This window comes from Xanthomonas arboricola (assembly GCF_003353015.1).
GTDB lineage: Bacteria > Pseudomonadota > Gammaproteobacteria > Xanthomonadales > Xanthomonadaceae > Xanthomonas > Xanthomonas arboricola_E.
On the sequence record NZ_QREM01000001.1, the window covers coordinates 354,490 to 370,936 of the forward strand.

Below are 16,447 nucleotides of genomic sequence, written 5' to 3' on the forward strand. Positions count from 1 at the left end.
CGATGCCGGGAATCGGCACGTACCACGCGTGCACTTCTACCAGGTGCACGCGCATCCGCCGCACGCCCGTCGGCTATACGTCGTCAGCGACTCTCACGCCTCGGCAAAATGCGGCACGATCGGCGTATCGCCTTGCGCATGCTGTTCGATGACCTTGCGCTGCATCGCCGCCAGGTAGGCATCCAGTTCTTCGGTGGAGGCGAACACATCGCTCAGCGGCACCGCCTTGACCATGTCGAAGACCTTGCGGATCTGCGGCTGCGGGTTGGTCACCAGCACCTTGCCCTGGCGCGTGGCCAGCGCCTTGCGCGCCTTGAAGATGCAGCGGATGCCGGCACTGGAGATGTATTCCAGCGCGGTCAGGTCCAGCACCAGCGTGGTGATCAGCGTGCCCAGCAGCGGCGACAGCGCCGCGTCCAGATCCTGGTAGGTGTGGGTGTCCAGGCGCCCGGTCAGGATGACGCGTTGACGGGTGTCCTGCGGCGGGTCGATCTGGATGGCGAGCGTGGTCATGACAGTGTCTCGGGGACAGGGGCGTACGGATGGAGCAGGGTGACGCGCACCACGTTGTATGCACCATCGCGGCGGTAGTCGATGTGATCGGCGAACTGATGCACCAAAAACAGCCCCAGCCCGCCGATCGCGCGCTCGTCGAGCTCGGCAGTCAGGTCCGGCGTCGCTGCGGCGCTGGGGTCGAACGCGCTGCCGGGGTCGCTCAGCTCCAGCACCAGCGCCTGCGGGTCCAGCTGCAGTTGCAGGCGCAGCGGCTGCTCGGTGCACTGGCCGTGGGTGAGCGCATTGCAGCCGAGCTCTTCCACGATCAGCCGCACCTGGCCAATGCGCTCGGCGTGCAGGCCTTCCAGCGTGAGCGAGTGTTCCAGCGCGTCGTTGGCGCCGGCCAGCTGGGCCAGCGAAGGCGCGATGGCCAGATCGAGCTTCATCGGGTCGTTGCCTTTCCGGGTGCGTCCCGGCCAGCGTCTGCGACCCGCCCAGCATGCTCCTGGCGCAGCCGGATCGCCAGCAGGGTGATGTCGTCGTACGGGTCGGCCTGGCCGGTGAAGTGGGCGATGTTGGCGATCACCGCCTTGCATTGCGCCGCCGCGCTGCGGCGTGGCCGCAGTGCGCCGAGCAGGCGCTCCAGCCCGTAGCTGGCGCCACGCTCGTCCATCGCCTCGGTCACCCCGTCGGTGTATCCCAGCAGGGTCTGCCCGGCGCTCATGCGGCCCTGCAGCACCGGGTAGGCGACCTGCGGCTCGATCCCCAGCGGCGCGCCGGTCTCCAGCGGCAACGGCCGCGCGCTGCCGTCGATGTCGATCAGCACCGGCGGCTCGTGGCCGGCGCTGGCCAGCCAGTAATCGCCGCTGACCACGTTGATCACCCCGCACAGCACCGTGGCGAACATGCAGGTGTCGTTGTTGTCGGCCAGCCGCGTGGAGGCGGCGATCAGGATGCTGTCCGGGCGTGTATGCCGGCGCGCGGCGATTTCCAGCACGCTCACCGCGCGCGCCATGAACAGGGCTGCCGGCACGCCCTTGTCGGACACATCGCCCACCACGAACCACAGCAGCCCCGGCTCGGTCTCCACGAAGTGATAGAAGTCGCCGCCCACTGCCTTGGCCGGCTCCAGCCAGGCGCAGGTTTCCAGGTGCGAATTGGCGCGGTCGAAGGTGCGCCCGGAAGGCAGCATCGCCTGCTGGATCTCGCGCGCGATCTGCAGCTCGCTGTGCATGCGCTCGCGCGCGGCGGTCATCTCGCCGATCTGCGCGATGTGGTCGCGGATCGCATCGCGCGCGCTGTCGAACGCACGCGCCATCACGCCCACCTCGTCGCGGCGTTGGATGTGTGGCAGCGGGTACTCGAACTCGCCGCGGCGAAAGTGCTCGGCGGTGTCGGTCAGCTCCTCGATCGGCCGCGTCAGCTTGCGGGTGATCCGCCCCATCAGCCACCACCACACCACCGCGCCCAGCAGCGCCGCCAGCGCCACCCACGCGGCCAGCCAGTTCAGGCCCGCCAGCACATAGCCTTCCGAGGCAGACAGCACAAAGGTCCAGCCGCTGCGCCCCACCGCCGCGCTATGGGTCAGAAAGCGCTCGCCATCGGGGGCGGTGTGCGCGAACGAGATCGGCTGGCCCGCAGCCACCGCGCGCTGCAGCGGCAGCAGGTCGGGCCGCGCATGCGCCACGTACCGCGCCAGCGTGTAGCGCAGGTTGAGCGCCGGGTCGGGGCTGAACACCAGCATGCCTTCGGGCGACAGCAGCATCGGCTGGATGCCGATGTCGCGCGGCAGCTGGTCGATGATCTCGCGCAGGTGCTGCAGCGGCAGGTCCACGCTGACCATGCCCACCGGCGCGGCATCCACCGCATCGCCCGGGCGGCGCAACGGCAGGTTGTAGCTGGTGTACAGCGCGCTGCCGCCATTGGGAGTGAGATACGGCTCGGACCACCACGCGCGCCCTTCGCGCTGGGTGCGCAGGTACCACGGCATCGCGCGGTAGTCATAGCCCAGCTCCTGCACCGATTTTTCCAGCACGCGCGTGCCATCGCGATGCACGTACCAGACAAACCCGGTGTCTCGGGCCTTTTGCGTGCGCGGCTCGATGATCAAACGCGCCGCGCCGATATCCGGGTCGCCGCTGAGCGTGGCCAGCAGCAGGGCGCGCAGATTGAACGGCTGCAGCCCCATCGCACTGCTGCTGGCGGCCAGTGTGCGGCCGCTCACCTGCACCGAATCCAGCGTCGCCGCCAGGCTGCGTGCGGTCTGCTCGGTCAGGCCATCCACCTCCACGCGTGCCGCCTCCACCAGCTCGGCGCGTGCGCCCAGGTAGAACACCGTGCCCAGCACCGCCAGCAACACCACCAGCACCGCGGTGGCGGCCAGCAACACCCGCATGCGCAGGCTGTGCCGCCAGTGCACCCGCGGGGTGACGGCCACGCCGTCGGCTGGCGATGTGGAACCGGTGGCGATGACGCGCTTCCCTGGCGGCGGATGGCCCCGATCATGGCAGTTTTCCGCGCGCCGGCAACTGGCTCACGGGGGCCTCATCCTCAGCTGCCGTAAATTGACCCCGGCGGGTCAGCGAACTAGATTGACTCCCCCCTACCGCCATGGAGGCCGGCCTTGCGCCAGATTCTGACCCCGAGCCTGCTGGCCCTTTTGCTTACGGCCTGTAACGCCCCGGAGACCAGCATGACCCAGACCCAATCCCCCGCAACCGAGGCCGCCGCAGAAGCCGACGTCGAGTCCGGTGGCCGCGGCCTTGCCAAGTTGAATCCCAGCCCGCGCAAGGCCTACGAGGTCACCCTGACCCTGGACAAGGCGCCGGGCGCCTTCGGCCTGGTGCAGGGCGCGGCGCAGTACGACGTCAGCAACGAAGCCGAATGCGGCAAGATCCAGCCCGAAACTGGAACCGCCGGGCGCATCACCAGCCAGGAAGACTTCGCGCTCAAGAAGATCTCCGACACCGAGTACCGCGGCACCGTCTATCTGGACCTGATGCAGGACGAGGACTATTACGGTCGCGGCGTCTGTCACTGGGAATTCAGCGGCGCCAGCGTGTTATTGAAGGCGACCGGTGCTGAAGAAGAAACCCGCTTTCTGTCGTTTATCGAAGGCAAGACGGTGCTGGCGCAGCAGGCGTCTACTGAGTATTACTGGAGTGAGCGTTATCCGCGTTCAGAGATGAGTGATTTCCCGGACATGGGGAAGCACAAGGCTGAAGAATTCAAGCCAGAAATTCGCGACAAGCTCTTCACCATCACGTTGGTTGCCAAGGAAGTTGCGCCATGACCATCCCGTCTCCGCAATATGCCGGCCTTTCCGATGACGTCTACAAAGATCGTGCAGTGGGCCGCCGCGCCCCTGGACACGAAGAGATCGTGACGATCGAAGGGCAGCGCTACGCTGTTGTCGAACACGTCAACAACAAGTCGAACGGTTACCAAGGCACAATTTACCAACGTGAGGGCACTGGGGAGATCGTCGTTGCGCACCGCGGTACCCAGGGCGCACTTAATGACATTCTCACCGATGCAACCATGGTTACCTCGCGGACCAATCCGCAAGCAGCTGATGCTTTGGCATTGACCAAGCATGCACTGGATTATGCAAAGGAAATTGGCAAGGAAGAGGGGCGTACACCGCAAGTCACCGTCACCGGTCACTCGCTTGGCGGCGCGCTCGCGCAAATTTCCGCGCACCACTACGACCTCAAAGGCGAAACCTTCAACGCCTATGGCGCAGCCAGCCTGAGTTACCGCATTCCGGAAGGCGGCAACAGCGTGATCAATCACGTGATGGCGTCGGACCCGGTCAGCGCGGCATCGCCGCATTTCGGTCAGGTGCGTATTTATGCCAAGCCTACTGAAATGCTGGCTTTGAGCGCATCTGGTTACAGCAATAGCAAAGCCAATTTCCTGATTCCGGATGACCGACTGATGGCCGCGACGGCGTCGCTAGGTGCACACAAGCTGGGCAACTTCCTCGGCGAGCACTCTGCGCTCACTGATTCCAACGCGCGTCCGCTCGCCGAAAAAAATGCGCGGATGATTGATGAGTACCGCAGCGACGTGAATGAGCTGCGCACCGGTACCACCATCGTGACCCGCGGCCCATACGGCCTTGGACGGGATGTGGTTGACGCCATCCGCGGCCCGCTCGCCCCGGGCGAACCCGCCAAGCGCGACGCGCGCGAACACGGCAACGAGCAGACCTCGTTGCGCATCGATCAACCTGGGCACGTGGGCAACCCCTTGTTCCAGGATGCGCAGCGTGGCGTGCATGCGCAGGATGCGCGTGCGGGGCGCAGCCCCGATCACAAGAGTGCCCAGTTGTCCGGCTCGCTGGCCTCGGAAATGCACGCCGCCGGCGGCCAACGCATCGACGCGGTGATGATGAGCCCGGACGCCGCACGTACCTTCGCCGTGCAGGGCCGCGTGGACGACCCCGCGCAGCTGCGCGTCAGCGTCGACACCATGACCGCCATGAACACGCCGCTGGAACAGAGCAGCCAACGCGTGGCCGACAACGCCGCCCGCCAGTCGCTGGCGCTGGAGCAGCAGCAAACCCAGACCCAGCAACAACAGCAGGGCGCACGCGCGCTGGGCTGAATGCGCGCCTGCAGGCGTGGCTCGGAGCGGCAGACAAATCAGTGCGCAGGCGCCAGCCAGGCGCGCTCGGTGCCCGGAGGCGGCTTGTGCCACTTGCACACTTCCGGTCCCGGGCGCGCCGTCCGCACCCGGTTGATGCGGGTTTGCGACATTCCGTTAGCCACTCTCGATGCGGTGCAGGCGCCTGGTCAGCACGCCTGACGTGGCGCCGCTTCGATCTGCCGACTGCCGCCATCGAACGTTGCGCGAAAAACGCCGGCTTGCCCGGCGTTCTTTCTTTTTGGTCGCTCACGATCCCAGGAGGCCAGGCTCGTCGAATGCAGTGAGCGGGCAGGGCATCAGGAAGGCCGGGTGGTCTCCCTCCGTCGGACTGGTGCCGCCCAGCCTGCCGTGCAGCGCCGCAGCCTTGGTCGAGTCGGTATTGCGGTCCCGTGTCGACTGTTGGCCGAGAGCGATGCCGATGCCGCTGTGCGCTGCGGGCGGCGCGCATGCGGTGCTGGGTGTGCTTCCAGCAGCGCGCCCCACTGCCAGGACGTCTGCCGCGCATGGCCGTGCGCATCGGGCCCTACGCCATGGGCCACTGTCCATGTGCTGTCGCGGGCAGGCGGCCACGCGTATTGCCGCGGCAACGGCTCGCCGGTAGCAGGCGCATCGCGCACTACCGCGCCGTTTTTCTGTTGCACCCGCACAACAACGCGCTGGTGAAAAGATCGCCAGTGCGCTGGCGCAAGGCGTTGGCCGCCGCGAGATATGCCGCAATCACGCAGCAGCTATAGCGAGCGCGACCGTGTTGCGTTGCCGTGCTGGAATCGCCACCGTTTCGCGGCGTGCGTGGCGTGGCGGCATCGCCGCACCACGCGCGGTGAGGTTCAGGGGGGAGGCAGGGCGCCATGTGGCGCGACATCCATCGATCAAGGGAGAGGGTTTCATGCGCATTTTTCGTAACGGCTATTGCCGTGTGTTGCTGGTGCTGCTGCTGGGCGGTGTCAGCGCCGGCGCCGGCGCGCAGGGCATTGCCAAGGGCGCCGATGTCAGCTGGCTCAACCAGCAGGCCGCGGCCAACCCGCCGCAGGTGTTCCGCGATGCGGCCGGCAAGACCACCGACTTCATCAAGTTGTTCAAGGACGTGGGCGGCAATGCCGTCCGCCTGCGCGTGTGGGTCAACCCGTCCGGCGGCTGGAACGACGGCCGCGATACCCTGGACAAGGCCAAGCGCGCCGCCGCGCAGGGCATGCGCATCATGATCGACTTCCACTACAGCGACAGTTGGGCCGACCCCGGCAAGCAGACCAAGCCGGCGGCCTGGGCGGGCCACTCCGTCGCCCAGCTCAATACCGATGTCTACAGCCACACCCAGGGCATCCTCAAATACCTCAAGGACAACGGCATCACCGTCAGCTGGGTGCAGGTGGGCAACGAGATCAACAGCGGCATGCTGTGGAACGAGGGCAAGACGCCCAACTTCGCTACCCTCGGCCAGTTCATCAACAGCGGCTACAACGCCACCAAGGCGGTGTATCCCAATGCCAAGGTCATCGTGCACCTGGCCAACGGCTACGACAACGCCAACTTCCGCTGGTTCTTCGACAACCTGCGCTCGGCCGGCGGCAAGTGGGACGTCATCGGCATGTCGCATTACCCGCCGGTGGGCAGCTGGCAGGACTACAACAACCGCCTGGACGCCAACATGCGCGACATGATCTCCCGCTACGGCAGCGACGTGGTGGTGGCCGAGGTCGGCATGGACTGGCAGCAGGCCGCCACCACCCGCGCCATGCTCACCAACCTGCTCAGCCGCAGCAATGCCATCGGCTCGCGCGTGCTCGGCGTGTTCTATTGGGAGCCCAATGCCTACCCGGGCTGGCAGGGCTACACCATGGGCGCAGTCAACAACAACGGCCAGCTGACCGAAGCGCTACAAGCGTTCTAACCACCCCGCCCCCGCGTAGGAGCGCACCCGGGCGCGACGGGCCTTACCGGGAAAGCCCATCGCGCCCAGGTGCGCTCCTACGGATGGGCGTGCCGAGACGCGCAATCGCGACCTCGACGGCACCAGCCGGCCAGCGCCGATGGCCGGCTGTCCCTGCCAAAGACCGCAAAAGACCCCGCCCCCTCGTAGGAGCGCACCCGGGCGCGACGGGTCTTACCGGTAACGCCCATCGCGCCCAGGTGCGCTCCTACGGATGGGCGTGCCGAGACGCGCACTCGCGACCTCAACGGCACCAGCCGGCCAGCGCCGATGGCCGGCTGTGCCTGCCAAAGACCGCAAAAGACCCCGCCCCCGCGTAGGAGCGCACCCGGGCGCGACGGCCGTTACCGGGAAAGCCCATCGCGCCCAGGTGCGCTCCTACGGATGGGCGTGCCGAGACGCGCAATCGCGACCTCAACGGCACCAGCCGGCCAGCGCCGATGGCCGGCTGTCCCTGCCAAAGACCGCAAAAGACCCCGCCCCCGCGTAGGAGCGCACCCGGGCGCGACGGGCGCTACCGGGAAAGCCCATCGCGCCCAGGTGCGCTCCTACGGATGGGCGTGCCGAGACGCGCAATCGCGGCCTCGACGGCACCAGCCGGCCAGCGCCGATGGCCGGCAGTCCCTGCCAAAGACCGCAAAAGACCCCGCCACCGCGTAGGAGCGCACCCGNCCTCGACGGCACCAGCCGGCCAGCGCCGATGGCCGGCAGTCCCTGCCAAAGACCGCAAAAGACCCCGCCACCGCGTAGGAGCGCACCCGGGCGCGACGGGCGTTACCGGGAAAGCCCGTCGCGCCCAGGTGCGCTCCTACGCAGGTCGCGCCCCCGCCGGGGCAACCGCCCGCCACCGCCCCTCATCCTTTGGTCGTACACCGGCAGCGCCCGCTGCACCGGATCCTCGCCCCAGCCGGCATCGGTCCCACCACCCACGCACAACACCGTCCCATTCCATACGCCACCGTAGCNCCCGCCGGGGCAACCGCCCGCCACCGCCCCTCATCCTTTGGTCGTACACCGGCAGCGCCCGCTGCACCGGATCCTCGCCCCAGCCGGCATCGGTCCCCCCACCCACGCACAACACCGTCCCATTCCATACGCCACCGTAGCGAGGAATGGCAACAGGTGCGTGCGGTACACTTGGGGGTTCACGAATTCACGATGTCGACACACCCGCGGGGTGTGTCCCCCCGGGAGCGCTAATGAACTGGTTGAACGAAGTGCTGCACAACGATCCGAACCCGCTCGAGACGCAGGAGTGGCTCGAATCGATCAAGGCCGTCATCGACGTCGAAGGCCCGGAGCGCGCCCATCAGCTGCTGGAAGGCATGGTCGAACAGACCCGCCGCGCCGGTGCTTACCTGCCGTTCTCGCCCACCACCGAGTACGTCAACACCATCGCACCGGCCAACGAGGCCAAGAACCCCGGCGACTCCGCGCTGGAGTGGAAGATCCGCTCGATCATTCGCTGGAACGCCATGGCCACCGTCGTGCGGGCCAACCGCAAGCCGGGCGACCTGGGCGGCCACATCGCCTCGTTCGCCTCCAGCGCCACGCTGTACGACGTGGGCTTCAACCACTTCTGGCGCGCGCCCAGCGACCAGCACCCGGGCGACCTGCTGTTCATCCAGGGCCACAGCGCCCCAGGCATCTACGCCCGCGCCTTCCTGGAAGGCCGCATCAGCGAAGCCCAACTGGACAACTTCCGCATGGAAGTGGACGGCCAGGGCATCTCCTCCTACCCGCACCCGTGGCTGATGCCCGAGTTCTGGCAGACCCCCACCGTGTCGATGGGCCTGGGCCCGCTGGCCGCCATCTACCAGGCGCAGTTCATGCGCTACCTGGAAAACCGCGGCCTGATCGAGAAGTCCGACCGCAAGGTGTGGTGCTTCATCGGCGACGGCGAGAGCGACGAGCCGGAAACCCTCGGCGCCATCGCGCTGGCCGGCCGCGAAGGCCTGGACAACCTGATCTTCGTGGTCAACTGCAACCTGCAGCGCCTGGACGGCCCGGTGCGCGGCAACGGCAAGATCATCCAGGAGCTGGAAGGCGTGTTCCGTGGCGGCGGCTGGAACGTCATCAAGCTGCTCTGGGGCGGCTACTGGGACGCCCTGCTGGCCAAGGACACCGACGGCGTGCTGCGCAAGCTGATGATGGAAACCGTCGACGGCGAATACCAGAACTGCAAGGCCTTCGGTGGCGCCTACACCCGCGAGAATTTCTTCGGCAAGTACCCGGAGACCGCGGCCATGGTCGCCGGCCTGTCCGACGACGACATCTGGCGCCTGAACCGTGGCGGCCACGACCCGCACAAGGTGTACGCCGCCTACCACCAGGCCGTGAACACCAAGGGCATGCCCACCGTGATCCTGGCCAAGACGGTCAAGGGCTACGGCATGGGCTCGGCCGGTGAGGCGCTCAACCCCACCCACCAGACCAAGAAGCTGGACGACGCGGCGGTCAAGCACTTCCGCGACCGCTTCAACATCCCGGTCACCGACGCCCAGCTGGAAGACGGCCAGGTGCCGTTCTACCACCCCGGCGAAGATTCCCCGGAAGTGCAGTACCTCAAGGAGCGCCGCAACGTGCTGGGCGGCTTCCTGCCCTCGCGCCGTCCCAAGGCCAGCAAGTCCTTCGTCGCGCCCACGCTCGACAAGTTCGAGCGCCTGCTCAAGGACAGCGGCGAGCGCAGCTATTCCACCACCATGTCCTTCGTACAGAGCCTCAACATCGCCCTGCGCGACAAGGAACTGGGCCCGCGCATCGTGCCGATCGTGGCCGACGAGGCGCGCACCTTCGGGATGGAAGGCATGTTCCGCCAGATCGGCATCTATGCCCCGTTCGGCCAGAAGTACAAGCCGGTCGATGCCGACCAGCTGATGTATTACCGCGAAGACCAGACCGGCCAGGTGCTGCAGCAGGGCATCAGCGAGCCGGGCGCCATCGCCTCGTGGATGGCCGCCGGCACCAGCTACTCGGTGTCGGACGTGCCGATGCTGCCGTTCTACATCTACTACTCCATGTTCGGCTTCCAGCGCGTGGGCGACATCGCCTGGCAGGCAGCGGACATGCGCACGCGTGGCTTCCTGCTCGGCGGCACCGCCGGCCGCACCACGCTCAACGGCGAAGGCCTGCAGCACGAAGACGGCTTCAGCCAGGTCATCGCCGGCTCGATTCCGAACGTGCGTAGCTACGACCCGACCTTCGGCTTCGAAGTCACCGTCATCATGCAGCACGGCATGAAGGCAATGATGGAAGACCAGATCGACGAGTACTACTACATCACCCTGATGAACGAGAACTACGCCCACCCCGGCATGCCGGACGGCGCAGCCGAGGGCATCATCAAGGGCATGTACCTGCTGAAGGACGCCGGCAAGCCCAAGAAGGGCGAGCTGCGCGTGCAGCTGCTGGGCAGCGGCACCATCCTGCGCGAGGCCATTGCCGCCGCCGAGCTGCTGGACAAGGACTTCGGCGTCACCGCCGACATCTGGTCCTGCCCCAGCCTCAACGAAGTGCGCCGTGATGGCTACGCCGTGGAACGCTGGAACCGCCTGCACCCGGAGGCCGAACAGCGCAAGCCCTACGTCACCCAGCTGCTGGAAGGCCGCCAGGGCCCGGCCATCGCCGCAACGGACTACGTGCGCGCCTTCGCCGACCAGATCCGCGCCTTCGTCCCGATGACCTACACCGTCCTCGGCACGGATGGGTTCGGTCGCTCGGATACGCGTGCCAACCTGCGCCGGTTCTTTGAGGTTGATCGCTACTACATCGCGCATGCGGCCATTGCCGCGCTGGCGAAGGATGGCAAGATGACGGGTAAGGATGTGGCCCGGGCGATCAAGCAGTACAAGATTGATCCGGAGAAGAGCAATCCGGTTGGGGTTTGACGTGTCCTAGCCACCATAAAAAAAGCGGCCGTTGGCCGCTTTTTTTTTGTACAACTAAGATTTTTCAAGATGATTTGAGACTATCGGAGTATGGGGCACACAAGTAGTTGCATTTGCACGGGTGATGAAGATAGATTAATACCTAGGCGCAGACAGCTGTGCCGCTCTTTACGCGTGCGATCAAGGTAGATCGATATGTCGGGCGTTTCGCCAGACTGTATAAGGATTGGTAGCACTTATCGGCGGAAAGCACCGCGGGGTCTCACCTCCTCCGCTTCGCTCCCCCGGTAAGCCCCCGCGGCGTTTTCCGCCTATCTAGGGTAAAGAGTGTGGCCTTGGAAATAATCGAGAGATTTGTAGCTGGAATCGATAAAGATAGGGTTACTGTAAAGCCGTTTGATGGTTACATTTTTCTTTGCGGTGGAGCTCTTTCCTCACCCACGGGTGCCGTAGATTCCGCTCGTCAGTACGCCCTCACGCGCCTTGATGAAGGTGGTCGTATCGCAGGTCATCGCGTTATGATTGCAGAGAAACTAACTTCACTTTTGCATGGTGATGATTTTCGCGATCTTATTGAGTTTGAAGAGCATATTGCTGCGTTAAGTGCTTGCGTGCTCATTTTTGTGGAAAGTCCCGGGTCTATAGCCGAGCTTGGTAGCTTCGCAGTGATGCCGCATCTGGCGAATAAATTGCTTGTTGTATGTGAGCAGAGGATGGACTCGGCATTGGCGCCTTCGTTCATTTTTTTAGGGCCTGTGGCAAGTTTGAGAAGATCCAGGGAAAACTCGGTGCAGGTTTTTCCTATATTTAAGGATGAAAGTAACTTTGCTGATCCCGAGAAAATGTCTGAATGTTGGCAATTTATCGAGGAATCAGTAATCGAGTCAATTCGCCGACCTATTTCGGAGGCCATTCTAAACCCCGCAGAGCTTTCGCATCGGATGGTAGTCGTTGCCGCTCTTGTTGATATTTTTGTAGCCTTGAAATTTGGTGAATTGCAAGAAATTCTGGCGAAACTAGAAGTATTTACTGTTGCTAAGCAATTGCGAAGAATCACTAGAATGCTGGAGCAGTTTTCGCTAATAAAAAAAATTACTTACGGCAGAGAAGAGTTTTTCTTCTCACTAGTTGATCGTCCCTTATTGACTGTTCGGCCGAATAAAAATAGCGGTACGTCTATATTTGATCAAGTTAGATTTAAGGCCGACGCAATTGATTTTTTTGAAAAGACAGACGGCAGAAGGCATAAAGCAATCTTGTCTTTCAGGAGGGGGACGAAGGTATGACGACGAACCTTGTTCATTTGCTATCGCGAGAGGTGGGCCTTCCGATCAGTGACATTGAAAAAATTATTGCCTCTGCGCCAAGGCGATACAAAGAATTTAAGATATTAAAGAAAAATGGTCGCGGCGTAAGGGATATAGCTCAGCCTAGTAGAGAATTAAAAGCTTTGCAGAGAGGTGTGGTCTCTAAAATCGCCCCGAGATTGCCTGTACATGACTGTGTGCACGGATATGTACTTGGAAGAGGTATTAAGTCAAACGCCCAGTCCCATCTGGGAGGGTCTTTTATCTTGAAGATGGATCTTTCCGATTTTTTTCCGTCTATAAAGCCTGTTGATCTGCGTCATCATTTGAATAAGTTTTTGCCCGGAGAGTTTGACGAAGTTGAGCTGAGACAGCTTGAGTTAATTCTTTTCTGGATAAAGAAAGGCACTAGCATATTGCGGATGTGCATTGGTGCGCCCAGCTCTCCATTAATATCCAACACAATTATGTTTGATGTAGATCTGGAGATTGACAACCTTTGTCGTCAATATGATGTCAAATACACGAGATATGCTGACGATCTTACGTTTTCATGCTCTGAAAAAGGCGTCTTAAGTTTGATTCAAAGGGGCGTAAGTCTAATTGTGAGGTCATCAAAAAGTCCAATTATAAAGATTAACGAAGAGAAAACACTTCATCTTTCGAAGAGAGCGAAGATGAACGTAACTGGTATAAATTTGACGCCCGACGGAAGCTTGTCTATCGGAAGAGAACGTAAGCGATTGATTCGCGTGATGGCACATCACCATTCGCTAGGAAGCCTTGATGCTGAAGGTCAGAATAAACTAATCGGACTTTTGGGCTTTGCTTTTGACATAGAGCCAAAGTTTGCCATGGGAGTATGGGGTGCGTTGGCAGGGGCTCCTAAGTTGTTGCGTACCGAGCGAAAATAAAAAATCTGAATTCGTTGCATTAAAAATTTTCTAGAGGAATGTATGCTTAAAATGAATGCGCCACCTACTTCGCCTCGTCCTGGCCATGAAGGGGACAAACATAGTCACACGCCGCCTTTCAGGAACCCATCGCCGCCGCCGCCGCCGCCGCCGCCTCGCGAGAGGCGTTAATTTTGAGATCAGAGCAGGAAGTTAGTGATTATGAGCGCACGTTCTACGAAGCAAACTTAGATCTTGGGTACGCTATCGTTGTATCTGACATGCATCGGAGTTTTTTTACACGCATTAAGAAGTCAATAACACTTATAAATATATTTTCCGGCACCGGGGCGTTTGCCGGTGCACTGGCAATGTATCCGAAAATTTCTGCAGCATGCGGATTTTTAGTTGCAATGCTATCGTGTGTTGAGTTAGTTTGTGACCCAGGTAAATCGGCTGACGCTCATGCAAGAGATCTGGCAGAATACGTTCGACTAAAGTCACGCGTCGCAGGTAAAAATGCTCAGTGGATTGATGCGAAAAAGACTAAAATTGACATTACTTCAGCGCAATGTCTTTCCGGCCTAAGTGTGCCCGCTTTTAACGCAAATCTTAGGAGTAATGGCCGTTATGACTCGGTTAGAAAATTGAGTCTTTGGGAGCGCCTGTTGCAATTAATGATATAAAATAATTTAAGAGTTAGCGAGTCTGAGCTTTAGGCTTGCTAATTATTAATTGAATTTTTTAGCAGCCGTCAATGGGTGGCAAGTTATTAAAATTGAGTTGGTTCTCGCTATTTAGCGAGTTGCGTGTGGATAGTTTCAACATCCTGCTAACATGTATAATCAACGACGGCAGTTTGTTCACCCGATAATCGAGCTAGTGCTAGCAAAGCAGCAACCGAACTGTCCGCTATGAGTGACTGGCCGGGTGCATTTTAGATAGAATCTGAGGTGCAAGACAGGGCCAGCCGATATCTATGGGCGTAACAGTTACAATCGGTTGAGTAGGGCGCTCGACGGTTTTACGTCGGCAATAAGCGGTGATAGGCGCTTAGTCTTGCTTATGGTTCCACTAGAAAGCGGGGGGATTACTTAATGGCATATCGAAATAAAACCTACATCGCCTTTGACGGCGACATCGACATGCACTGTTACCGTCTCATGACTGCTTGGAAGGCGAACGACGGGTTTTCGCTCAACTTCCATAACGCCCACGATCTGAATACAGCGCGGGATTCTAGCCGGGAAGAGAGCATTAAGCGTCAGCTCCGCGAGCGCTTCGTTAATTCCAAGCTTCTTGTGGTAATGATTGGGACCAATACCAAGTGCCTGACAAAGTTCGTCAAGTGGGAGATGGAGGTAGCTTTGCGTTTAGGGCTGCCCATCATCGGCGTGAACTTGAACGGAAGCCGACAGATAGATGACCGGTGTCCGTCTACAATCCGAGAGCAACTCGTGGTCCACACATCGTTCAACCACAACATTATAGAGCACGCAATGGATTATTGGCCGGCCAACTTCCAGAGACTGCGTGCCGCCGGCACGATTGGCCCGCGGTTCTATAATGATGACGTGTATAGGCGGCTCGGTCTATGAAGTACTTCTTCGAGTCGATTAGGACGCGAGCCTATTGGCGCTATGCCCTTTTTTCCGGAGAGGCGATTGGTAAGTTTTTCGCCGTCATGGGCATCCTCTACCTGTGCATTGACCTGGCAGATGCTTTCAATATCTACAAAAAAGATCAGTACAGCTACTACGGGCTGATTATTTTGGTCGTACTTGCGACGCTGTATGTACTATCCACCCGACGGCCGCTTTCGCGCATCAGCTACAAGATTCCGCAGAAGGATTTCGCTGTCGAAGTTGTGATTGGCGACCTCTTCAAAATACCTGGCGAGGTCATCATCAGCACCAGCTCGACATTCGACACGGACATGTCGTCAGGGCTCATCGCTGCTTCGAGTTTGCAAGGTCAGTTAGCGACAAACTACTTCAACGGCCAGACTGCGGAAATTGATCGGCAGATTGAGGTTTCGCTTGAGCGAGAGAATTTCACAATGAACGAGAAGAGGCCGTGCAAGAATAAAGAGTACCCGATTGGTACTGTAGCTCGGGTAAGCGCACACAGCAAGAATTTCTACCTAGTAGCGATGTCACACATTGAGGAAAGCAGGAACGCCCGATCTGACTTGAAGATGGTCGACGAGGCGCTTGAGAAGCTGTGGGTGAACTTGGCTGCTAAGGCAGAGGTGGGCGACATCGTGATGCCGTTGATGGGCACGGGGCGCGGCCGCGTTCCCTATCCCAGGAAGAAAATGATCGAGCGAATTGCTCAATCATTCGCAGACGCTGCAGGCGATCGGGCGTTCTCCAACAAGCTCATCATTGTTGTGCGTCCCGAAGATGCCTCGATGTTCTCGTTAAACCTGTTTCAGGTTCGGGACTACTTGGGGCAAAGCCTTCATGCATAGCTCATTCAGTTGCAAAAAAATATGGGTAGCCAGATTCTTCGGGTTGATTATTTATAGGTGAATAATAATTCTTGAAGGTAATCCCCCCATTTGTAGCAGCCGCTAAAAGTGGAGCTGTGCAGCAAGTGCCAACTTTTGCATGGGGGTGATGCCGCCGAGCGCCATGTTGGGACGCTCGTGGTTGTAGGTCCATAGCCATCGTGTGGCTTTGCCTTGCACCTGCTCGATTGAGTCGAACATGGTTCGGGCCAACCATCCATAGCGTACCGTCCGGTTGTAGCGTTCAACGTAGACCTTCTGCTGCGGCTTGCCAGGCTGGATGTGCTCGATCCGGATGCCGCGTTGTTCAGCCCAGCCCAGTAGCGCACCACTGATGTATTCAGGCCCATTGTCGCAGCTAATCACGCGCGGCTTGCCGCGCCACTGGATGATCTGTTCCAGTGCCCGAATCACACGAGCCGAGGGCAAAGACAGGTCGACCTCGATCCCCAGCCCTTGGCGGTTGAAGTCGTCAATCACGTTGAACAATCGGAAGCTGCGCCCATCACTGAGCTGGTCGTGCATGAAGTCCATCGACCAGACCTGGTTGATCGATCCGGGCACAGCCAGCGGCTCTGGGCGTTCTCACACAAGCCGCTTCCTTGGCTTGATCCGCAGCTTCAACTCCAGCTCCCGGTAGATGCGATACACGCGCTTGTGGTTCCAGCCAAAGCCCTTTGTCAGCTCCCCGTAAAATTGGTCCATCCATAGTTAGAGGTCTCCGGGCACACTAGCCACCAAGGAGACCAACGATGCGCAAGAGCAAGTTCACC

Annotated in this window: 12 protein-coding genes, 1 other RNA gene and 1 pseudogene; 10 read left to right on the plus strand and 4 right to left on the minus strand. The window is 60.7% G+C overall.

What is annotated here, in order from left to right:
* Positions 1-93: 93 nt before the first annotated feature.
* Genes C0541_RS01640 through C0541_RS01650 form a run of 3 tightly spaced genes read right to left on the minus strand, consistent with a single transcriptional unit; the run spans position 94 to position 2,890 of the window.
* On the minus strand, positions 94-513 hold the full coding sequence (locus C0541_RS01640) for an STAS domain-containing protein (RefSeq protein WP_005923815.1): 420 nt from the start codon (positions 511-513) through the stop codon (positions 94-96).
* Positions 510-941, minus strand: coding sequence for an ATP-binding protein (locus C0541_RS01645; protein ID WP_115045404.1), 432 nt, complete (start codon positions 939-941; stop codon positions 510-512). Before C0541_RS01645 ends, C0541_RS01640 begins: the two co-directional genes overlap by 4 nt.
* Positions 938-2,890 carry a SpoIIE family protein phosphatase gene (locus tag C0541_RS01650; RefSeq protein WP_238601246.1) on the minus strand — a complete coding sequence of 651 codons (1,953 nt, stop codon included), beginning with the start codon at positions 2,888-2,890 and terminating at the stop codon, positions 938-940. The genes C0541_RS01645 and C0541_RS01650 overlap by 4 nt, the downstream gene beginning before the upstream one ends.
* A 297-nt stretch (positions 2,891-3,187) precedes the next feature.
* Between C0541_RS01650 and C0541_RS01655 the strand changes: the two genes are divergently transcribed.
* The 10 genes from C0541_RS01655 to C0541_RS01695 all read left to right on the plus strand — a co-directional run bounded on the left by C0541_RS01655 (position 3,188) and on the right by C0541_RS01695 (position 15,635).
* Positions 3,188-3,787 carry a hypothetical protein gene (locus C0541_RS01655; RefSeq protein ID WP_161959825.1) on the plus strand — a complete coding sequence of 200 codons (600 nt, stop codon included), beginning with the start codon at positions 3,188-3,190 and terminating at the stop codon, positions 3,785-3,787.
* Complete coding sequence (locus C0541_RS01660; protein ID WP_115045406.1) at positions 3,784-5,106, plus strand: XVIPCD domain-containing protein; 1,323 nt, start codon at positions 3,784-3,786, stop codon at positions 5,104-5,106. The genes C0541_RS01655 and C0541_RS01660 overlap by 4 nt, the downstream gene beginning before the upstream one ends.
* An 84-nt stretch (positions 5,107-5,190) precedes the next feature.
* Positions 5,191-5,268, plus strand: a non-coding RNA gene (locus C0541_RS01665) — sX9 sRNA.
* Positions 5,269-6,034: 766 nt separating this feature from the next.
* Entirely contained in the window at positions 6,035-7,036 is a 1,002-nt protein-coding gene (locus C0541_RS01670) for an arabinogalactan endo-1,4-beta-galactosidase (RefSeq protein WP_115045407.1), read from the plus strand.
* Positions 7,037-8,274: 1,238 nt separating this feature from the next.
* Positions 8,275-10,962: a pyruvate dehydrogenase (acetyl-transferring), homodimeric type gene (aceE, locus tag C0541_RS01680; RefSeq protein ID WP_115045409.1), complete on the plus strand. Its 2,688-nt coding sequence runs from the start codon at positions 8,275-8,277 to the stop codon at positions 10,960-10,962.
* A gap of 335 nt (positions 10,963-11,297) precedes the next feature.
* Positions 11,298-12,248: a retron St85 family effector protein gene (locus tag C0541_RS20595; RefSeq protein ID WP_153064936.1), complete on the plus strand. Its 951-nt coding sequence runs from the start codon at positions 11,298-11,300 to the stop codon at positions 12,246-12,248.
* On the plus strand, positions 12,245-13,183 hold the full coding sequence (locus C0541_RS01685; RefSeq protein ID WP_115045410.1) for a retron St85 family RNA-directed DNA polymerase: 939 nt from the start codon (positions 12,245-12,247) through the stop codon (positions 13,181-13,183). Before C0541_RS20595 ends, C0541_RS01685 begins: the two co-directional genes overlap by 4 nt.
* A gap of 173 nt (positions 13,184-13,356) precedes the next feature.
* A complete protein-coding gene (locus C0541_RS20600; RefSeq protein ID WP_153064937.1) occupies positions 13,357-13,848 on the plus strand; it encodes a hypothetical protein in 492 nt (163 codons plus the stop codon).
* A gap of 411 nt (positions 13,849-14,259) precedes the next feature.
* Positions 14,260-14,760, plus strand: coding sequence for a TIR domain-containing protein (locus C0541_RS01690; protein WP_115045411.1), 501 nt, complete (start codon positions 14,260-14,262; stop codon positions 14,758-14,760).
* Positions 14,757-15,635, plus strand: coding sequence for a macro domain-containing protein (locus C0541_RS01695; RefSeq protein ID WP_115045412.1), 879 nt, complete (start codon positions 14,757-14,759; stop codon positions 15,633-15,635). Before C0541_RS01690 ends, C0541_RS01695 begins: the two co-directional genes overlap by 4 nt.
* A 102-nt stretch (positions 15,636-15,737) precedes the next feature.
* On the opposite strand, the pseudogene C0541_RS01700 reads toward C0541_RS01695, so the two are convergent.
* Positions 15,738-16,352, minus strand: a pseudogene (locus C0541_RS01700) (IS3 family transposase); the annotation flags it as partial.
* Between the last annotated feature and the right edge of the window lie 95 nt (positions 16,353-16,447).